Below are 19,971 nucleotides of genomic sequence, written 5' to 3' on the forward strand. Positions count from 1 at the left end.
ATACTATTTACCCCATTCACGAAAGGAGACGCACGATGAAGGTAAAACCCCTGGGCGACAGGATCCTGGTGGTGAGGATCGAGGATGCCGAGGTGAAGAAGGGCGGCATCATCATACCCGACACCGCGAAGGAGAAGCCGATGCAGGCCAAGGTGATCGAGGTCGGCTTGGGCAAGAGGAACGAGGACGGGAAGCTGATCCCGTTCGAGGTGAAGAAGGGCGACACGGTCCTGATCGGGAAATACGCGGGCACCGAGGTGACGATCGCCGACAAGGAGCACCTGATCCTCCGCGAAGAGGATGTCCTCGCGGTCATCTCGTAACGGCGTGGTAACCAGGTCAAGGAAAGGAGCAGCACCATGGCAGCGAAGCAACTCATATTCGGGGCCGACGCCCGGCAGCATATCCTGAACGGCGTCGCCAAGCTCAGCAAGGCGGTCAAGGTCACGCTCGGCCCCGCGGGCCGGAACGTCGTCCTGGACAAGAAGTTCGGCTCCCCGACCATCACCAAGGACGGGGTGACCGTGGCCAAGGAGATCGAGCTCGAGGATTCGTACGAGAATATGGGCGCCCAGATGGTCCGCGAGGTGGCGTCGAAGACCTCCGAGGACGCCGGCGACGGCACCACCACGGCGACCGTGCTCGCGGAGGCGATCTACCGCGAGGGGCTCAAGAACGTCACCGCGGGGATCAACCCGATGGAGCTCAAGCGCGGCATCGACAAGGCCGTCGAGAGCGTGAAGAAGGATCTCGTGAAGCTCTCCAAGTCGGTCAAGGACCGCAAGGAGATCTCCCAGGTGGCCACCATCTCGGCCAACAGCGACTCCACGATCGGCGAGATCATCGCCGACGCGATGGAGAAGGTCGGCAAGGACGGCACGATCACGGTCGAGGAGGCCAAGGGGATCGAGACGACCCTGAAGGTCGTCGAGGGGATGCAGTTCGACAAGGGCTACCTGTCCCCGTATTTCATGACCGACGCCGAGACGATGGAGGCGGTCCTTGAGGACTGCTACATCCTCATCCACGAGAAGAAGATCTCCAACCTCAAGGACATGCTCCCGCTGCTGGAGAAGGTCGCCAAGAGCGGCAAGCCGCTGCTCGTGATCGCCGAGGACGTCGAGGGAGAGGCTCTGGCGACCCTGGTGGTCAACAAGATCCGCGGCACGCTCGCCTGCTGCGCCGTCAAGGCCCCGGGCTTCGGGGACCGGCGGAAGGCGATGCTTGAGGATATCGCGATCCTCACCGGCGGCAAGTGCATCAGCGAGGACCTCGGGATCAAGCTCGAGTCCCTCCAGCTCTCCGACCTCGGCCGCGCCAAGCGCGTGACCATCGACAAGGAAGACACCACGATCGTCGAGGGCGAGGGGAAATCCTCCGACATCCAGGGGCGCGTCAGCCAGATCCGCCTCCAGATCGACGAGACGACCTCGGACTACGACCGCGAGAAGCTCCAGGAGCGGCTCGCCAAGCTCGCGGGCGGCGTGGCGGTGATCAACGTCGGCGCCTCGACCGAGACCGAGATGAAGGAGCGCAAGGCGCGCGTCGAGGATGCGCTGCACGCGACGCGGGCGGCGGTCGAGGAGGGGATCGTCCCCGGCGGCGGCGTGGCCCTGCTGCGCTGCGCCCCGGCCCTCGATCGGCTGAAGCTGGACGAGGAGCAGATGATCGGCGTCCAGATCGTGAAGCGGGCGCTCGAGGAGCCGCTGCGGCAGCTCGCCTGCAACGCCGGCGAGGAAGGGTCGGTCGTGGTGCAGGAGGTGAAGAAGCGCGAGGGGGCCCAGGGCTACAACGTGGCCGACAACGAGTACGAGGACCTCTTCAAGGCGGGCATCATCGACCCGACCAAGGTGGCGCGGACCGCGTTGCAGAACGCGGCGAGCATCGCCGGGCTGATGCTGACCACCGAGGCGCTCATCACCGACGCGCCGGAGAAGGAGAAGCCGGCGCCGGCGATGCCCCCGGGCGGCATGGGCGGCATGGGCGGCGGGATGTACTGATCCGGCACGCCTGAGTTCGAACCCCGGGGAGGGCGCATGCGCCCTCCCCGGGTTCGCCGCGCCCGCGGCGGGCGCCTCGGGAAGGAGGCCCGTCGCGGGCGGAGGCGAATCGTTTCAACATTTTTTCCGTCCCCGGCGTCAAAGGGGTGTGCGGCGCATTCGGGAACGCTACGTTCACCCGGAGGGAGGCAGCGTGGAGGAACAGAAAAGGATTCTCGCGGAGGCGGTTCTCAAGACCGGGAGCGCTCCGCTCCTCGTCAACATCGTCGCCAACCGCATCAAGCAGCTCGACCGCGGGGGGGTGCCGCTATGCGACGCTCCGCAGGGGCTCAACACCGCCGAGATAGCGCTGCGGGAGTTCAACGAGGGGAAGATCGGCTACCGGTCGAGGATCCTTCCCGCGTGAGCCGTGATGGCGCGCCCCGCCGGGGCGCGCCGCGGCCTCTTCGCCGTCCTTCCCTGTTCCGGGACCGCTCGTCGCCAAGGGAGGATTCGAGCGTTATGATCGACGCACGCAACCTCAGCAAGAGCTACGCCGACACGCGCGCGGTGGACGAGATCACCTTCCGCGTCCGCAAAGGCGAGATCCTCGGTCTCCTCGGCCCCAACGGCGCCGGGAAGACCACCACGATGCGGATGCTCACCTGTTTCATGCCGCCCACCTCGGGCACCGCCACGGTCGGCGGCTACGACATCTTCCGCGAATCGCTCGAGGTGCGCAGGATCATCGGCTATCTCCCGGAGAATGTCCCCCTCTACCCGGAGATGCGCGTCGAGGAGTACCTCGACTACCGGGCCCGACTCAAGGGGGTGCCCCGCAGGGCCCGCCGCGCGCGTCTGGCCGACGTGATGGAGAAGACGCTGGTTTCCGACGTCCGCCGCCGGATCATCGGCCATCTCTCGAAAGGCTACCGCCAGCGCGTCGGCCTCGCCGAGGCGCTCGTCCACGACCCGAAGGTCCTCATCCTCGACGAGCCGACCATCGGCCTGGACCCCAACCAGGTCCGCCAGGTGCGCTCGCTGATCAAGCGGCTCGGCGGGGAGTACACCATCCTCCTCTCCACGCACATCCTCCCGGAGGTGGAGGCGATCTGCGGGCGCGTCATCATCATCAACCGCGGCAGGATCGTCGCGATGGACTCCCCCGAGAACCTGGTCCGCGATATCCGCGGCGGCACGCGGCTTTCCGTCGAGGTGCGCGGCCCCGGGGAGGAGGTGCGCCAGGCCCTCTCGAGGGTCGCGGGCGTGGAGAAGGTCGAGCCCCGCGGCGAAGGCGGCGGCGTCGGCCTCTTTTCCGTCGCGCTCCGGCAGGGGGCGGACGCGCGCGAGGAGATCGCGCGGCTGATCGCGGAGCGGCGGTGGGGACTGCGGGAGATGAAACGGGAGACCGTCACGCTCGAGGAGATCTTCGTCCATATCACGATGCGCGAGCAGGAGAACGGATAGCACGGGCGGGCGGCCGGGAGGGACCGGTACCGGCGCGACGGAACAAGGAGACGACGCATGGTCAAGATAGCCCCGCTGTTCGCCAAGGAGCTCAAGGCGTACTTCTACTCGCCGATCGCCTATGTCGTGCTGGTGGTCTTTCTGGCGTTCAACTCGTTCATCTTCTCCGTGCTGATGATCGTCCTCAACGACCCGCGGATGACGATCGACGGCTCCGCGATGCAGCTCTACTTCGGCAGGACGATCTTCCTCTACCTCGTCCTCTCCATCGTGCCGGCGGTCATCACGATGCGGCTCATCGCCGAGGAGCGCAGGGCGGGGACGCTCGAGGTGCTGATGACCGCCCCGGTCACCGACTGGGAACTCGTCCTCTCGAAGTTCCTCGGCGCCTGGGCGTTCTTCGCCTTCCTCTGGCTGCCGACCCTGCTCTACGTGGCGGTGCTGCGCTGGTACTCGCCGCTCGACCTCGGGCCGGTCGCCTCGGGCTACCTGGGGACGCTGCTGATCGGCGCGATGTTCATCGCGATCGGGCTCCTCTGCTCGGCGCTCACTCGCAACCAGATCATCGCGGCCGTCGTAAGCTATCTCCTCGTCACCGTCATCTGGATCGTGGGCGTCTTCGAGAGCCTCGTCTCGGGCCCGCTCGCCAAGGGGATCTTCTCCTACCTGAGCGTCTTCCAGCACTTCGACGGGTTCAGCAAGGGGATCGTGGATTCGCGGCCGCTCGTCTACTACCTGAGCTCCGCCGCACTCTGCCTCTTCCTGACCGTGCGGGTCGTCGAGTCGCAGAAGTGGCGGTGACGCGGCAACGGAACCGCGAGGCGCATAGACACCGGGGGATCGGGAATGGCTAACGGGCGGACTGTAAAGATACGAAGGGCGGCGATCGGCGTCAACGTGACGGCCTCGTGCCTCATCGCGGGCGCCATCTTCCTGATGGTCAACTACCTCGGCTATCGGCACTACCGGAGGTTCGACTGGACCGCGAGCAGCTACTTCTCGCTCTCCGACAAGACGATCGGCGTCCTGAAGGGCCTCGAGAAGCCGGTGGCGGCCTACGTCTTCTACCCCCCGTACAATCCCACGCACGACGACATACGCGAGCTCCTCGCGCGCTACGCGGCGGTGACGAAGAACCTGACGGTGGAGCACGTGGACCCGGAGAAGGACCCCGCCCGCGTGCGTTTCCTCCTGGGCAAATTCAAGATCCCGCCGACCGACCGGGCCCCGAGCATCGTCGTCTTCGAGGAGGGGGAGAAGACCAAGTACGTCTACGACAAGGACATCGTCGAGATGGACTACAGCGGCGCCCGGCGCGGGCAGGCCCCCACGATCAAGGCGTTCAAGGGGGAACAGGCGTTCACCTCGGCGATCCTCAACCTGACCCAGGGGACGCAGCCGGTCGTCTACGCGGTCACGAAGCACGGCGAGGCCGACCTCGACGACGCGGGGCCGCGGGGGCTCGAGGTCTGCAAGACCCTCCTGGAGCGCGAGAACCTGAAGGTCGAGAAGCTCTCCCTCCACGAGAAACGCGGGATCCCCGACGACTGCGGCCTCCTCCTCATCGCCGGCCCCGTCGAGCCGTACATGGACGAGGAGAAGAAGACCCTCGCCGGCTACCTCGAGCGGGGCGGGCGGCTCTTCGTCGCGCTCGACCCCCGGACGAACTCCGGCCTCGAGCCGCTCCTGAAGGCGTGGGGCGCGGAGGCGGGGGACAACATCGTCGTGGACCCGGAGTCCGCCCAGCGCCTCATCTTCCTCAGCCCGCTGAACCTCCTCGCCGACAACTACGGGTTCCACGAGATCACCGACCAGATGAAGGGGCGGGCGACCTTCTTCGCCGAGGCCCGTTCCGTCTCCCCGGAGGCGTCGAATCGGGGGCTCTCCGCCCGGACCCTGCTGCAGACCTCTCCGTCGGGATGGGGGGAGACCGACTTCACGGATGAGACGTTCCGCTTCGACGAGGGGAAGGACGCGAAGGGTCCGGTCTCCTTCGGCGTCGCGGTCGAGACGAACCCGGAGAAGGCCGGCGGCGCCCGGGACAACGGGTTCCGGCTGGTGGTGGTCGGCGACTCGGATTTCATCACGAACGAGAAGATCGCCACGATGGGCAACGCCACCCTGCTCCTCAACATCGTCAACTGGCTCACCAGCAGGGAGAATCTGATCGCCATCGGCCCCAAGATGCCGGAGCAGACGCGCGTCCGGCTCAACGCCGCGCAGATGCGCAGCATCTTCTGGCTGTTCGGGGCGCTGCCCGTCTTCGGCCTCCTGCTCGGCGTCGTCGTCTGGTGGCGGCGGCGGAAGTAGCGGTCGGCCGATCGAGCCGCCGGCGGATGCCGCGCCTCCCCGGAGACCCGCGGCGACGCCCGCGAAGGGGGGCGGTGTCCGTCTTCCCGGGACACGGATAAGGGGAGTAGAGGATGAAATTCCGATCCACGATTCTGCTGCTGGCCGTGGCGCTCGGCATCGGCGCCTACATCTGGTTCGTCGAGAAGTCGCAGCTCTCGACCGACGAGCGGGAGGAGAAGGAGAAGCTCGTCTTCTCCGTCAAGGCCGACGAGATCGACCGGGTCGAACTCGTCCGCGAAAGGGACCCGGTCGTTCTCTCGAAGGCTGCGGACGGCGCCTGGAACCTCGAGAAGCCGCTGCAGTACCGCGCTGACAAGGGCCAGGTCCTCGCCATCCTGCGCCGCATCGAGGGGTTGAGAAGCGAACGGGTCATCCCCGCGGCCGAGACCGACGAGAAGAAGATCGAGGAGTTCGGCCTGCACGCCCCCCGCATCACCGCCCGCTTCTGGGCCTCGGGCAGGGAGACGGGCATCGCCCTCGGCGCGGACACCCCGCTCGGCGATACCGCCTACGTGCGCGTCGAGGGGGCCGCGGATGTGCATGTCGTGCCCAAGGGGCTCCATGCCGCCCTCGACAAGCAGCTCGGGGACCTGCGTGACCGGACGGTGATCGAGTTCGACCAGGCGGATCTGACGAAGCTGGTCGTCACGCGCGGCGGGAAGCAGGTCGAGCTCGCCCGGGACGGGGAGGGGTGGAGGATCGTCTCCCCGCTCTCCGGGGCGGCGGACCCGGACAAGGTGAACGCGCTCCTCCGCAAGATCCGCACACTCCGCGCGCGCGATTTCGCGGACGACGATCCGAAGGATCTCGGGAGATACGGCCTCGCCGCCCCCGAGGCGGACATCGCCCTCACGGGGAAGGACGGGGTCCCTGCGGGGACGATCATCTTCGGCGCGGAGGGGGAGAAGGGCGTGCGCTACGTCCGCACGGTCGGGCGCGACGCGATCCTCACCGTGGGCGGCGAGGTGCTGAAGGACGTCGTCTCGGACGCCGATGCGCTGCGGGACCGGAAGGTGACGCGCATCCCCGAGGCGCAGCTGCGCGAGGTGCGGGTGGAACACGGCGGCGCGACGCTCGCCCTGGCCAGGGAAGGGGCGCGCTGGGAGATCCGCGAGCCCGAAAAGAACGACGCGGACGCGGCCTCGTGCGCCGCCCTCGTCAAGGCGATCGCGGACCTGACGGTCCTCGATTTCGTCGCCGAGCCGGCGGAGGACCCGGCGAGGTACGGCCTCGGCGGGGAGGCCCTCTCGGTGACGCTCAAGACGGCCGCCGGGGACGAAGAGAAGATCCTCGTCGGCGCGAGGTACGCGCGCGGCAAGAAGGTCTACGTCACGCGCGGGAAGGGAGACGAGATCCTCGGCGTGAGCGCGGAGTTCCTCGACTGGTGCGCGACCGACCCGCTCAGGTACATGGACAGGCGGGTCATCGACTTCAGCGCCCCCGCCGCGCGCAAGGTCGCCATCTCGGGGCGCGGGATCGCGAACACGGTCTGCGAGAAGGAGGGCCCCCTCTGGCTTCTCCGCGAGCCGGAGAAGGGGACCGCCGACGCCGCCGCGGTGACGGGCATCACGACCGCCCTCTCGGGTCTCAACGCGCTCGAACTCGTCGCCCGCTCGCCCAAGGACCTGAAGCGCTACGGCCTCGACGCCCCCTCGCTGGAGGTGTCGGTCGAGTGCGACAAGGCCGGCTCGCGCGAGACCACGACGCTCAAGGTCGGCAGGAAGACGAAGGACGGCGCCTTCTACGCGATGTGCGAGGGCGGCGATCTCGTCTTCACCATCCCGTCCTCGCTGGAGGAGTCGCTGCGCGCCGACCTGGCGCTGAAACCCCCCGCCGCCGCGCCCGTCGCGGAACCGGAAGCCGTCGAGGGCGGGGAGTAGGAATCCGCGTCTCATCCTTCCACCCCCCGCGGGGGGAGGCGAGGCGCGCGTCTTCCCGTCGCGATGGAAGGAGGAGTCCCCGACGACCTCCCGTCTCCTGAGCGCCCTCTGCGTCTCGCTCGCCCTGTCTCCGGCGGTCGCCGTTTCGGCTGAAGACGGGGCCGTCCACGCGCCCGGACCGCCGCGGGCCGCAACCGTGACGCCGTCCCCGGCCCCCGGCGCCCCCGCCGCCTCCGCGTCTCCCGGCGCGCCCGCCGACTCCGTCTCAAAAGACGCCGCCGCGCCGGCCCCCCTTCGGATCCACTTCATCGACGTGGGGCACGGCGACGCCTGCCTGATCCAGACCCCGCGCGGCAACCAGATCCTCATCGACGGCGGTTCCGCCGAGATCGCCGACGCGCTCGTGCGGTATCTGCGGGAAGCGGGCGTGAAGCGCCTCGCCTTGCTCGTCGCCACGCACCCGCACTCCGACCATATCGGGGGCCTCCCCGCGGTGCTGCGCGCATTCGATGTGGAGACGGTTTTCGACTCCGGCAAGCGGCACCCCACGGCCGCCTACCGGGACTACCTCGAGGCGGTGCAATCGAGGCCGAAGGCCCGGTTCACGCTCGCGCGCGCGGGCCAGAGCTACCGGGTGGACGACGTCCGCATCGACGTGTTGAATCCCGGAGAACCGCTCCCCTCGGACGTGAACGACTGCTCCGTCGTCTGCCGGCTCTCCTACGGCGACTTCAGCATCATGCTCGCCGGGGACGTGGGAGTGGAGGAGGAACGGAGGATCCTGCGGCAGCGGCGCGTGCCCCTCGGCAGCACCGTGCTCAAGGTCGCCCACCACGGCAGCACGACCTCGACCTCCGCGCCGTTTCTGCGCGCGGTGGCCCCCAAAGTCGCCCTGATCAGCTGCAAGGAGCGCGATTCCCAGCAGTGGGCGCCGAAGGTGGTCCAGCCCCTCAAAGCCCGTGGGGTGAGGATCTACCGCACCGACCACGACGGCACAATCATCATCGAGAGCGACGGCAACGGGTACACGGTCAAGACGCTCGGCGAGGGGCTCGACGAGGCGCCGATGCGGCGGTAGTTTCCCCCGAGAGACGCGGGACGGCCCGCGGCGGTCGGGGGACGGCGCGATGCGACGGGTGCCTGCACACCGGATCGGAGGAGGCCTATGGATGCGCGCGTGCTGAACGGGTTGAGAATCGTCGCCGATCTTATGGCCGTGTCCGCGTGCACGGCCCCCAAGGCCGGCGGGATGGACTGGGTCCGGTCGAGAACGGCCACGGATGAAGAGAAGCGGGCCGTCTGCCGGGTCATGCGGGAAACGGGGGCGTCGAAGGGGGCGGCTCTTTCGGCGTCGCGCGGTCGGATCGGCGAGGCGATCCAAATGGATTGGGCCAGCGATGCGGACGCCGTCGAGGCATCGGCCCTGCTCTTCCTCGTCGGCGTCCAGGGCCGCAAGGCGGTCGGCATCAACTGCGGGGGATGCGGCTTCGCGACCTGCGCCGAGATGCTCGGGCGAGGCCCCCTCCCGAAGGACGGAAGCGACTTCCCCGGCCCGTTCTGCATCTTCAGGATCATGGACCTGAGCATCGCCGCGGGCTCCGCCGCCAAAACCGCCATGGAGCACAACGTCGACAACCGGATGATGCAGAAGGTCGGCGCGGCGGCCCTGAAGCTGGGCCTGCTCGCCCCGTGCGATCTCATCCTGGGCCTCCCGCTCTCGGCGACCGGCAAGAACATCTACTTCGACCGTTTGGACAAGCTGGAAGCCCGGAAGACCCTCGGATTGATACGGGAATGACGAACCGGCGGCCCCGCGTTCTCGGAGTCAAACCTCTGCTATCCACTGCGGGGGGATGGCTGATTGAGGATGACACCGCGGGCGAGCTGGATTTGCATTACGCATGGTAGTGTAGAGTAAAGACCTATTACTCGGAGCATCAATATCCTTACACTATAAAGTGGTTGTCATTCCCGCGGAAGCGGGAATCCAGCGTCAGATGATTCAATGCTGGGCCCCCGCTTTCGCGGGGGTGACAGACAGTGCAAAGCACTTTGTGCTCTCCGCAGTAACCCCAATATCTACCCGAACTTCCCCCCTTGTCTTGCACCGTCACGTCCACTTATGCAACCGGTCGCCGGCATCCATGATAACGAAGTTCCCGTGTTATACCCCAATCACCATAACCAAGGAAATGCCAGTGGTATGGTAGTCACCTGACCGCCTCCCATCAAGAATCCTCGGGCGCGGCCGCTTTGCGGTACCCGTTCCGCCCGTTTCGTTCTACAATGGATCGACCGGCCGGCATGCGAAGGGAGGGTGCGATGAACGACTGCCTGTTCTGCGCCATCGCGCGAAAGGAGCTGGCGTGCGATATCGTCCACGAGGACGACGAGTTCCTCGTCTTCAAGGACATCCAGCCCCAGGCGCCGATCCATCTCCTCATTATCCCGAAGAAGCATATCCCCGGCGCGGCGGAGATCGCGGCCGAGGACGCGCCCCTCGTCGGCCGGATCGTCGCCTTCTCGAAGCAGCTCGCGGAGCGGTGTGCGATCTCGCGGCGCGGCTTTCGCCTCGTCGTGAACTCGGGCTCCGACGCGGGCCAGGCGGTCGACCACCTCCACGTCCATTTCCTCGGCGGGAGAAGGCTCGGCTGGCCGCCGGGCTGAACACCGTCCGCGAGGATCGAGGGCAACTGAAACGGCCCCCGCGGGCGCCCGCAGGCGGACCGATACCGGTCCGGGGGGGGCGGGGCGGCGCGCGCCCGGACGGCCTCGGGAAGAGGGGCAGGAATGGACGGAGGAAGAGGGCGGCTCGCGGGGGGCGCGGGCGCCCGGCCGGGGGAGAGATGTCAGAGCGCATCGAGACGCGCGTCGGCCGCCTGCTTCGCGACAGGGGCCTCACGCTGGCTGTCGCGGAGTCCTGCACCGGGGGGCTGATCTGTCATCGGCTCACGCAGGTGCCGGGATGCTCCGCCTATTTCCTCGGCGGAGCGGTCGCCTACCACAACGCCGTCAAGATCGCCCTCCTCGGCGTCGCCGCGACGACGCTGGCGCGTGACGGCGCGGTGAGCGCCGAGACCGCCGCGGAGATGGCGCGGGGTGCGCGGCGGGTCTTCGGCGCGGACGCGGCCGTCGCGGCCACGGGGATCGCCGGGCCGGCGGGAGGGAGCGAGACGAAACCGGTCGGCCTCGTCTACCTCGCCGTGGCGCACGGCGGCGGCGTGACCGTGCGCAGGCGTCTCTTCAACGGATCCCGCTCCGCGATCAAGTCCCGCGCGGCGGAGGCGGCCCTCGGCCTGCTGAGGGAGTGCCTGCGGGCGACCAGAAAAGCCGGCGTCCGCCACGCGAAGGCGGGCGGCCGGACGCCCGCCGGCGGGAGGCGGAAGGCCCCTCCGGGGCGGAGGCGCGCGGGATGACGCAGCGCCTGTTTGTCGCCATCGAGATCGGAGACGTGGGGAAGAGGGCGCTGGGGCGCATCCAATCCCGCCTGCGGCGTCTCCTCCCCTCCGTGCGCTGGGTCAAGCCCGACACCGTCCACCTCACGTTGAGGTTCATCGGCGACACGGACGAGAGCCGGGTGGGGGATGCCGCGGATGCGCTCGCCCGCGCCGCGGCAGGATGCGCCCCGTTCGACTTCACCCTGCGCGGGGTGGGCGCCTTCCCCGACGCGAGGCGGCCCCGCGTGCTCTGGATCGGCGTGGAGGAGCCGGGCGGCTCCCTCGCCGCGCTCGCCGATCGTCTGAACGCCCGCCTCTCCGCGGCGGGATTCCCCCCCGAGGAGCGCCCGTTCAGCCCCCACATCACCATCGGGCGCATAAGGGATCGGGCGGGGGGCGACTGCGTTTCCGCGCTCTCCCCCCTGCACGACGAGCCGGCGGCCAGGGCGCGCGCCTCCGAGGCATGCCTCTTCAGGAGCGCGCTCACCCCCGCCGGGCCGATCCACACCGTTCTGTGCCGGGTCCCGTTCAACGGCTGACCGTGCATCCGTCCCGCCGGATCCCGTCCTCCGGTCCGTCTCCGCGTTCACCAGGAACGGCGGCTCCCGGATCAGGTCCGCGTCGACCGGGAGCGGCGAAGAAAGTCGAAATATCCTGTAATCTTTTCCGGATTTTCGCGACTAGTATGGCGGGAGAGGACAAGATTCCTTACGGGCATCGGGGCCTTTTGTTATAATGCGCCGGTTTCGAGGTGCTGCGAGACCGGCGGACGCGGCGGACTGCGAGGGGAGGAGGGAGCGATGGCGCAGAAAGGCGAGATCAGGGAAGCGAGGGCGGACGAGGGAAGGGGCAAGTCGCTCGAGGTGGCCCTGTCGCAGATCGAGAAGCAGTTCGGCCAGGGCGCCATCATGAAGCTCGGCAGCGCGGCGGCCAAGGTGAGCGTCCCGTCGATCTCCACGGGGGCGCTCTCGGTGGACATCGCCCTGGGGATCGGCGGGGTGCCGCGCGGGAGGATCATCGAGATCTTCGGTCCCGAGTCGTCCGGCAAGACCACCCTCGCCATGACCATCGCGGCCAACGCCCAGCGGGCGGGGGGGACCGCCGCCTTCATCGACGCCGAGCACGCGTTCGACGCCTCGTACGCGCAGAAACTCGGGCTCAACCTCGACAACCTCCTCATCTCGCAACCCGGCTGCGGCGAGGAGGCGCTGAACATCGCGGAGATGCTCGTCCGGAGCAACGCCGTCGACATCGTCGTGGTGGACACGGTCGCGGCGCTCGTCCCCAAGGCCGAGATCGAGGGCGAGATGGGCGACTCGCACGTCGGGCTCCAGGCGCGGCTGATGTCCCAGGCGCTCAGGAAGCTGACCGCGATCATCAACCAGTCCAAGACCTGCTGCATCTTCATCAACCAGCTCCGGGAGAAGATCGGCGTGATGTTCGGCAACCCCGAGACCACCCCCGGCGGCCGGGCGCTGAAGTTCTACTCGTCCGTGCGCCTCGACGTCCGCAGGATCGAGAGCTACAAGAACAGCCAGGGGCAGATCTACGGCAACCGCGTCAGGGTGAAGGTGGTGAAGAACAAGATGGCGCCGCCGTTCCGCACCGGCGAGTTCGACATCCTGTTCAACGAGGGGATCTCGCGCGAGGGGTCGATCCTGGACGTTGGCGTCGAGCAGGGGGTCCTGGAGAAGAAGGGGGCCTGGTTCCTCTACGGGAACGAGAAGCTGGGGCAGGGCCGGGACGCGGCGCGCACCACCCTGAAGGAGAACCACAAGCTGGCGAAGGAGATCACGGACGCGATCAAGAAGAAACTCGATCTGAGATGAAGCGGTACGTGCTGACGCTCGCCCTGATGGTGCTCTGCGCCGCGGCGCTCGTGGTGGCGGTGGCGTTCTACCAGCCGGCGGGCGGGGCGGGCGGCCGGGCGAAAACCGGCGCCCCGCCGGCGCGCGCGGCGCACGCGCAGCCGCTCCCCGAGAAGCCGATCGAGGAGATCGTGGAGTCGGTGGGGCCGGCGGTGGTGGCGCTCAACACGACCGAGAGGAGGCTGATCAGGGCGCGGTTCCGGGACCCGCTCTTCCAGTTTTTCTGGGGAGGGGAGGATTTCATCGCCGAGCGCGAGGGGATCGGGTCGGCGGTCATCTTCGACGCCGAGGGCTACGCGCTGACGAACGAGCACGTGGTGGGCGGCGCGCAGGAGATCGAGGCGATCCTCTCCGACGGCAGGCAGGTCCGGGCGGAGATCTGCGCCGTCGACCGCGCGCACGACCTCGCCCTTATCCGGCTGGAGGCGCGGGGGCTGCCCGTCGCGGAGCTGGGCGGTTCCGGCGACCTGCAGGTCGGGCAGGCGGTGCTGGCGTTCGGCAATCCGTTCGGGACCGCCTCCAGGAGCGCGCAGCCGTCGGTCACGTTCGGGGTGATCAGCGGGCTCCAGCGCAACATCAGGGTCGAGCGCGGGCGCTTCTACCGGGACCTCATCCAGACCGACGCGGCGATCAACCTCGGCAACAACGGGGGACCGCTGGTGGACATGACGGGGAGGGTGATCGGGTTGAACACGTTGATCGTCACCTCCTCGGGCGCCTCCACCGGGGTGGGGTTCGCCATCCCGACGGATCTTGTCCGGGAGCGCCTCGACGATCTGCGGGGGGAGTGCGGCCGCGTCGGGAGGACGAAGCGCCGGCGATGAGGAGAAGGGCGGCGGTGCCGGCGGGCGACGGGGTCGTCGACTACCGGAAGGCGATGGACATCGCCCTGCGCCTCCTCGGCTTTCGAAGCAGGACGGTGCGGGAGCTCGGGAAGCGCCTGGCGGAGAAGGGCGTCGGGGAGGAGGTCGCCGGGCGCGTCCTGGCGCGCCTTGCGGAGCTCGGCTACCTGGACGACCGCAGATTCGCGCTCGACTGGATCAAGGCGCGGTCCGGGGCCAAGTGCCGCAGCGCCTGGGTGCTGAAACGGGAGCTGCGCGAGAAGGGGATCGACCCCGCCCTCGCCGAGGAGACGGTCGAGGAGGCGCTGGATCCGGATGCGGCGTTCCCGGCCGCGTGCGCGATCGCGCGCCAGAAGCTCTCCCGCGGCGGGGAAGCCGACCTGGCGAAATGGAGGGCGCGGGTGCAGGGCGCCCTCCTGCGGCGGGGATTCGACTACGACTTCATCCGCAGGGTGATCGCGGAGACGGCGCCGCGCGAGGCGGACGGGGACGGGTAGGGAAAGGGGCCGCGGATGGTCGCGGCCGCGGGACGACGGATGAACGCCAACGAGATACGCCTGCAATTCGTGGACTATTTCAAGGCCCTCGGGCACCGCCACGTGCCGAGCGCGCCGCTCGTGCCCGCCGACGACCCGACGCTGCTCTTCACGAACGCGGGGATGAACCAGTTCAAGGACGTCTTCCTCGGCGTCGGGACGCGGGACTACACGCGCGCGGTCAACTCGCAGAAGTGCATGCGCGTCTCCGGGAAGCACAACGACCTCGAGGACGTCGGCGTCGACACCTACCACCACACCTTCTTCGAGATGCTGGGGAACTGGTCGTTCGGCGACTACTACAAGCGCGAGGCGATCGGGTGGGCGTGGCGGCTCCTCACCCGCGACTGGAAAATCGCCCCGGAGCGGCTCTGGGCGACCGTCTACGAGAAGGACGAGGAGGCGGCGCGGATCTGGGCCGCGGAGACCGAAATCGGGGAGGGGCGCATCCTGCCGTTCGGCGAGAAGGACAACTTCTGGGAGATGGCGGAGACGGGGCCCTGCGGTCCCTGCTCCGAGATCCACATCGACATGGGGCCGCGGCACTGCCGGCGGGGCGGCGAGCCGGGGCACCGCTGCGCGGTGAACGGCGGCTGCGGCCGTTTCATCGAGATCTGGAACCTGGTCTTCATCCAGTACAACCGCGACGGGACCGGGGCGCTGCACGAGCTGCCCCAGCGGCACGTCGACACCGGGATGGGCTTCGAGCGCCTGGTGGCGGTGCTGCAGGGGGCGGACTCGAACTACGCGACCGACCTGTTCGTCCCCGTCATCAAGGCGGTCGAGGAGGCGTCGGGTCGGCGGTACGGTTCCGACGATTCCTCGGGGACGGCGTTCAGGGCGATCGCCGACCACGCGCGCGCCCTCAGCTTCGCCATCGCCGACGGGGCGCTGCCGTCCAACGAAGGGCGCGGCTACGTGCTGCGGATGATCCTCAGGCGCGCCGTCCGCTACGGGCGCACGCTCGGCCTCGAGGAGCCGTTTTTGCACGCGCTGGTTCCGGTCGTCGCGGAGACGATGGGCGGGGCGTACCCCGAACTCCGGCAGCATCTCGAGCACGTGCGCCGGGTCATCCTCTCCGAGGAGGAGCGGTTCCGCACCACGCTCACCTACGGCCTCGAGCTGCTCACCGAGATCGTCCGGCGCGTCGCGGAGCGCGGCGAGAAACGGATACGGGGCGAGGAGGTCTTCAAGCTGTACGACACCTACGGCTTCCCGGCCGATCTGACGGCGCTGATCGCGCGCGAGCAGGGGCTCTCGATCGACACCGAGTCGTTCGAAACGCTGATGGAGGAGCAGAAGGAGCGCGCGCGGGCGTCGTGGAAGGCGGCGCCCGCCGCGGGCGTGCCGCCGGTCTACCGGGAGATCGCGCGGCGTCTCGCGGCGACACGCTTCTGCGGCTACCGCCTCACCGCCGCGGACGCGACGGTCGCGGCGATCGTCCGGGACGGGGCCGAGGTCGAGGGGCTCGCCGAGGGGGAGGAGGGGGAGCTCGTCCTCGACGAGACGCCGTTCTACGCCGAATCGGGGGGGCAGGTCGGCGACCGCGGCAAGATCGGCGGCGGGGAGGGGGCTGCGCTCGTCTCGGAGACGCGCGCCCCGCTCCCGGGCCTCGTCGTCCACCGGGCGAAGATCGTCGCCGGGACGATGCGGCGCGGGGCGAAGGTCAGGGCCGAGGTGGACGCCGGGAGGCGCGGGGAGACCGCCCGCTGCCACACCGCCACGCACCTGCTCCAGAACGCCCTGCGGCAGGTCCTCGGGGAGCACGTGAAGCAGGCCGGCTCCCTGGTCGAGGCGGGGAGGCTGCGGTTCGATTTCACGCACTTCACCGCAATGACCCCGCGCGAGGTCGAGCGGGTCGAGGAGCTCGTCAACGCGCGGATCCGGGAGAACGCGCCGGTGGAGACGTACGAGCTCCCGTTCGAGGAGGCGCGCTCCAGGGGGATCATCGCCATCTTCGGGGAGCGGTACGGCGACACGGTCCGGGTGATCGACGTGGGCGGCTACAGCAGGGAACTCTGCGGGGGGACGCACGTGCGGGCCGCCGGCGACATCGGCCTCTTCACGATCCTCGGCGAGTCGTCGGTGGCGGCGGGGGTGCGGCGGATCGAGGCGCTCTGCGGGGAGGCGGCGTGGCGGCTGGCGCGCCGGAGGGCCGCCCAGGTGCGCGAGATCGCCGCCTTGTTCAGGACGGACGCCGAGAGCGTGGTGGAACGGGTCGAGACGCTCCGGAGGGAGCACGCGCAGCTCAAGAAGGCCGCCTCCCGGGAGGGGCCCGCGAAGGGGGCCTTCGACGCGGCGGCGCTCGCCGGGAGGGCGCGCGACGCGGGCGGCGCGCCGCTCGTTGCGGCGGCGCTCGACGGGTTCGGGGCGGACGCCCTCAGGGGCGCGGCGGACCGCCTGCTCCAGGCGCTCAAGAGCGGCGTCGTCGTCTTGGGCGCCGTCCAGGACGGCAAGGCGCAGCTCGTCTGCATGGCGACCGACGACGTCGTGGCGCGCGGCCTGAACGCGGGCGCGGTCGTGAAGGAGCTCGCCGGAATCGTCGGGGGCCGCGGGGGGGGGCGCCCGCGGATGGCGCAGGCGGGCGGCCCGCGGCCGGAGAAGCTGGGCGAGGCGCTCGCGAAGGCCCCGGCCCTCGTCGAACGGATGCTGCGGGAGGCGCACAGATGAAACGGGACGACCGGGCAGACGCCGTCGAATCGGCGGTGGCGGGGATCATCGCCCAGGTGCGGCGGGGCGGGGACCGGGCGCTCGTCCGCCTGGCGCGCCGGTACGACCGCGCCCGCATCGGCCCGGGCTCCATCGTCGTGAAGCGGAAGGAGATCGCCGCGGCGCGGCGCCGGACGGGGCCGGGGTTCGCCCGCCTCGTGCAGCGCGTCGCCCGCAACATCGCCGCCTACCACCGGCGGCAGATGCCGCGCCCGGAGATGTTCCGCAACATCCACGGGGCCCAGGTCGGCTGGATCTACGCGCCGGTCGATCGGGTCGGCGTCTACATCCCCGCGGGCAGCGCGCCGCTGGTCTCCACGGGGCTGATGACCATCGTTCCCGCCCGTGTCGCCGGGGTGCGGGAGATCGTCGTGGCCACGCCGCCGCGGCGCGACGGCTCCGTCGATCCGCACCTTCTCGCCGCCTGCCGCGAGCTGGGGGCGGACCTCGTCGTGCGCGCGGGCGGCGCGCAGGCGATCGCCGCGCTCGCCTTCGGCACCCGGAGCGTCCCGCGAGTGGACCTGATCGTGGGGCCCGGCAACGTCTACGTGACCGAGGCCAAGCGCCAGCTCTACGGCAAGGTCGGGATCGACATGACGGCGGGGCCGAGCGAGGTCGCCGTCATCGCCGACGGCCGCGCGGATGCGAAATTCATCGCGGCGGACCTGCTCTCGCAGGCCGAGCACGACCCGCTGAGCACGGCGGTCCTCCTGACCCCCTCGGCCCGCCTCGCGGCGCAGGTCCGGAAGCAACTCCGCGTCCAGGCCAGGGCGCTCCCGAGGATCGCGTCGCTCCCCGGGGGGCGCGCGACGGGGATCCGGATCAAGAAATGCCGCAGCATCGCCGACGCCGTCGCCCGGTCGAACCTGATGGCGCCCGAGCATCTGGAGATCGTCACCGCCGATCCGCGGAAGGTGCTGCAGAAGGTGCGGCACGCGGGGGCGGTCTTCCTCGGGCCCCATACCCCGACCGCCCTGGGGGACTACGTCGCGGGACCGAGCCACGTGCTCCCGACGGGGAGGACGGCGCGATTCGCGCAGGTCCTGTCGGTGGACACGTTCCTGCGCCGGATAAGCTGCGTGCGCTACGACCGGAGATCGGTGCGGCGGGCGGCGGCCGCGGCGGAGCGGCTGGCGGAGATCGAGGGGCTGGAGGCGCATCGGCGGGCGGTCCGCATGCGCTGGGGCGACGACGCGGAGTGACGGCGTGGCGATGAAACTGATGCGGAACGCGGTCGTCGGGATGCGGGGCTACGCGCCGGGCGAGCAGCCGACCGAGGGCGGGTACCTCAAGCTCAACACCAACGAGAACCCGTACCCGCCCTCCCCGCGGGTGGTCGAGGCGCTCGCCGCCGAGGCCGGGCGGCTGCGGCTCTATCCCGACCCGACGGCGAGCCGGCTCCGGGCGCGGATCGCCTCCTACTGCGGCGTGGCGCCGGAGGAGGTGCTCGTGGGAAACGGCTCCGACGAGCTCTTGACGATCGCCGTCCGCACCTTCGCGGACGCCGGCGCCCTCGTCGCGACCCCCGACCCGACCTACACGCTCTACCGGACGCTCTGCGAGATCCAGGGGGCCCGCCACGTTGCCGTCCCGTACCGCGACGACTACTCCCTCAACCCCGATCTCGTCCCGGCGAAGGCGCGCCTCGTCTTCATCGCCAACCCGAACTCCCCCTCGGGGACGCTCCTGCCGGAGGAGACACTCGCGGCGGTGGCGAGGTCGATCTCGGGCGTTCTCGTCGTGGACGAGGCGTACGCGGACTTCGCGAGAACAAACGCCGCGGGGCTCCTCAAGAGCCGCAGGAACGTCGTCATCCTTCGCACGCTCTCCAAGTCGTTCTCGCTGGCCGGGCTGCGCGTCGGCTACGCGCTGGCGGACCGGGAGATCATCGCGGGGTTCGACAAGGTCAAGGACTCCTACAACGTGGGGCGGCTAGCGATCGCGGGCGGCCTCGCCGCGATCGAGGACGCCGCCTGGATGCGCGAAAACGTCCGCCGGATCGTCGCGACGCGGAAGCGGCTCGCGGCGCGGCTCGCGGCGCTCGGCTTCACCGTCTTCCCGTCGGAGGCGAACTTCGTCCTCGCGCGGATCTCCTCCTACCCCGCGCGGCAGATCTACGAGCATCTGAAGAAGCGGCGGATACTGGTGCGCTACTACGACACCCCGCGCCTGGCGGACTGTGTGAGGATCAGCGTCGGCACCGACGAGGAGATCGAGCGGCTCCTCGAACAGATCGCGGAGATCATCGGCTGGAGGGCGGGCGAGGGCGGCGGGCGGGGAGGGGGACGATGAGATCGAGGAAGGCGGCGGTCGAGCGGAAGACGCGGGAGACGGAGATACGGCTGCGCCTCGACCTGGACGGCGCGGGCAGGGGGCGGGTGCGCACGGGGATCGGGTTCCTCGACCATATGCTGGAGCTGCTGACCGCGCACGCGGGGATGGACCTCGACCTCTCGGCCAGGGGCGACCTGTGCGTCGATGCGCACCACACCGTCGAGGACGTCGGCATCTGCCTCGGCGAGGGGATCAGGAAGGCGCTCGGGCGCAAGGAGGGGATCGCGCGCTACGGCTCCTGCCTCCTCCCGATGGACGAGGCGCTGGTCTCCGCGGCGCTCGACGTCAGCGGCCGGCCGCACCTCTCGTACCGGGTGAAGGTCGGGAGGAGGAAGATCGACTCGTTCGACACGGAACTCGTCGAGGAGTTTTTCCAGGCGCTGGTGAACCATGCGGGACTGACGCTGCACGTCGATCTCGTGCGCGGCAGGAACGCGCACCATATCGTCGAGGCGGTGTTCAAAGGCGTGGCGCGGGCGCTCAAGGCGGCCGCGGCGCGGCCGGGCGGGGCGAACGGCGTCCCGTCCACGAAGGGGACGCTGTAGGCGTCCGCAACGCCGGGCGCCC

19 protein-coding genes are annotated in these 19,971 nt (G+C 69.6%); all 19 read left to right on the plus strand.

All coding sequences use genetic code 11. The annotated features are described in order from the left end of the window. Positions 1–35: 35 nt before the first annotated feature. The 19 genes from GXY35_05430 (at position 36) to hisB (ending at position 19,949) form a co-directional block, all read left to right on the plus strand. A complete protein-coding gene (locus GXY35_05430; GenBank protein NLW94017.1) occupies positions 36–323 on the plus strand; it encodes a co-chaperone GroES in 288 nt (95 codons plus the stop codon). A gap of 36 nt (positions 324–359) precedes the next feature. Then, positions 360–2,000: a chaperonin GroEL gene (gene groL, locus GXY35_05435; protein ID NLW94018.1), complete on the plus strand. Its 1,641-nt coding sequence runs from the start codon at positions 360–362 to the stop codon at positions 1,998–2,000. A 211-nt stretch (positions 2,001–2,211) separates the two neighbouring features. Continuing rightward, positions 2,212–2,406: a DNA-directed RNA polymerase subunit omega gene (locus GXY35_05440; protein ID NLW94019.1), complete on the plus strand. Its 195-nt coding sequence runs from the start codon at positions 2,212–2,214 to the stop codon at positions 2,404–2,406. A gap of 95 nt (positions 2,407–2,501) precedes the next feature. Beyond that, complete coding sequence (locus tag GXY35_05445) at positions 2,502–3,446, plus strand: ATP-binding cassette domain-containing protein (GenBank protein ID NLW94020.1); 945 nt, start codon at positions 2,502–2,504, stop codon at positions 3,444–3,446. Between the two features lie 57 nt (positions 3,447–3,503). Further along, entirely contained in the window at positions 3,504–4,247 is a 744-nt protein-coding gene (locus tag GXY35_05450; GenBank protein NLW94021.1) for an ABC transporter permease subunit, read from the plus strand. A gap of 45 nt (positions 4,248–4,292) precedes the next feature. Next, positions 4,293–5,756, plus strand: a complete 1,464-nt coding sequence (locus GXY35_05455; protein NLW94022.1) for a GldG family protein — start codon at positions 4,293–4,295, stop codon at positions 5,754–5,756. A 113-nt stretch (positions 5,757–5,869) separates the two neighbouring features. Further along, positions 5,870–7,678 (plus strand): DUF4340 domain-containing protein, encoded by a 1,809-nt coding sequence (locus GXY35_05460; GenBank protein NLW94023.1) that lies wholly within the window; start codon positions 5,870–5,872, stop codon positions 7,676–7,678. Between the two features lie 196 nt (positions 7,679–7,874). Next, entirely contained in the window at positions 7,875–8,756 is an 882-nt protein-coding gene (locus GXY35_05465; GenBank protein ID NLW94024.1) for an MBL fold metallo-hydrolase, read from the plus strand. 87 nt (positions 8,757–8,843) lie between these two features. After that, complete coding sequence (locus GXY35_05470) at positions 8,844–9,476, plus strand: hypothetical protein (protein NLW94025.1); 633 nt, start codon at positions 8,844–8,846, stop codon at positions 9,474–9,476. A 524-nt stretch (positions 9,477–10,000) separates the two neighbouring features. Then, positions 10,001–10,345 (plus strand): histidine triad nucleotide-binding protein, encoded by a 345-nt coding sequence (locus GXY35_05475; protein ID NLW94026.1) that lies wholly within the window; start codon positions 10,001–10,003, stop codon positions 10,343–10,345. A gap of 179 nt (positions 10,346–10,524) precedes the next feature. After that, positions 10,525–11,094 carry a CinA family protein gene (locus GXY35_05480; protein ID NLW94027.1) on the plus strand — a complete coding sequence of 190 codons (570 nt, stop codon included), beginning with the start codon at positions 10,525–10,527 and terminating at the stop codon, positions 11,092–11,094. Continuing rightward, positions 11,091–11,654 (plus strand): RNA 2',3'-cyclic phosphodiesterase, encoded by a 564-nt coding sequence (gene thpR / locus GXY35_05485; protein ID NLW94028.1) that lies wholly within the window; start codon positions 11,091–11,093, stop codon positions 11,652–11,654. Before GXY35_05480 ends, thpR begins: the two co-directional genes overlap by 4 nt. A 261-nt stretch (positions 11,655–11,915) precedes the next feature. After that, positions 11,916–12,944, plus strand: coding sequence for a recombinase RecA (gene recA / locus GXY35_05490; GenBank protein NLW94029.1), 1,029 nt, complete (start codon positions 11,916–11,918; stop codon positions 12,942–12,944). Further along, on the plus strand, positions 12,941–13,807 hold the full coding sequence (locus GXY35_05495; protein ID NLW94030.1) for a trypsin-like serine protease: 867 nt from the start codon (positions 12,941–12,943) through the stop codon (positions 13,805–13,807). Before recA ends, GXY35_05495 begins: the two co-directional genes overlap by 4 nt. Further along, positions 13,804–14,322: a hypothetical protein gene (locus GXY35_05500; GenBank protein ID NLW94031.1), complete on the plus strand. Its 519-nt coding sequence runs from the start codon at positions 13,804–13,806 to the stop codon at positions 14,320–14,322. Before GXY35_05495 ends, GXY35_05500 begins: the two co-directional genes overlap by 4 nt. 39 nt (positions 14,323–14,361) lie before the next feature. Then, the gene (gene alaS / locus GXY35_05505) at positions 14,362–17,031 is read left to right on the plus strand and encodes an alanine--tRNA ligase (GenBank protein ID NLW94032.1); all 2,670 of its coding nucleotides are present in this window, start codon (positions 14,362–14,364) and stop codon (positions 17,029–17,031) included. After that, positions 17,028–18,272 carry a histidinol dehydrogenase gene (gene hisD, locus GXY35_05510; protein NLW94033.1) on the plus strand — a complete coding sequence of 415 codons (1,245 nt, stop codon included), beginning with the start codon at positions 17,028–17,030 and terminating at the stop codon, positions 18,270–18,272. The genes alaS and hisD overlap by 4 nt, the downstream gene beginning before the upstream one ends. A 10-nt stretch (positions 18,273–18,282) precedes the next feature. After that, the gene (hisC, locus tag GXY35_05515) at positions 18,283–19,362 is read left to right on the plus strand and encodes a histidinol-phosphate transaminase (protein NLW94034.1); all 1,080 of its coding nucleotides are present in this window, start codon (positions 18,283–18,285) and stop codon (positions 19,360–19,362) included. Further along, on the plus strand, positions 19,359–19,949 hold the full coding sequence (gene hisB / locus GXY35_05520) for an imidazoleglycerol-phosphate dehydratase HisB (protein NLW94035.1): 591 nt from the start codon (positions 19,359–19,361) through the stop codon (positions 19,947–19,949). The genes hisC and hisB overlap by 4 nt, the downstream gene beginning before the upstream one ends. The last annotated feature ends 22 nt before the right edge of the window (positions 19,950–19,971 follow it).

It is taken from the genome of Chlamydiota bacterium, from assembly GCA_012729785.1.
Classification (GTDB): domain Bacteria; phylum Auribacterota; class Tritonobacteria; order UBA1439; family UBA1439; genus UBA1439.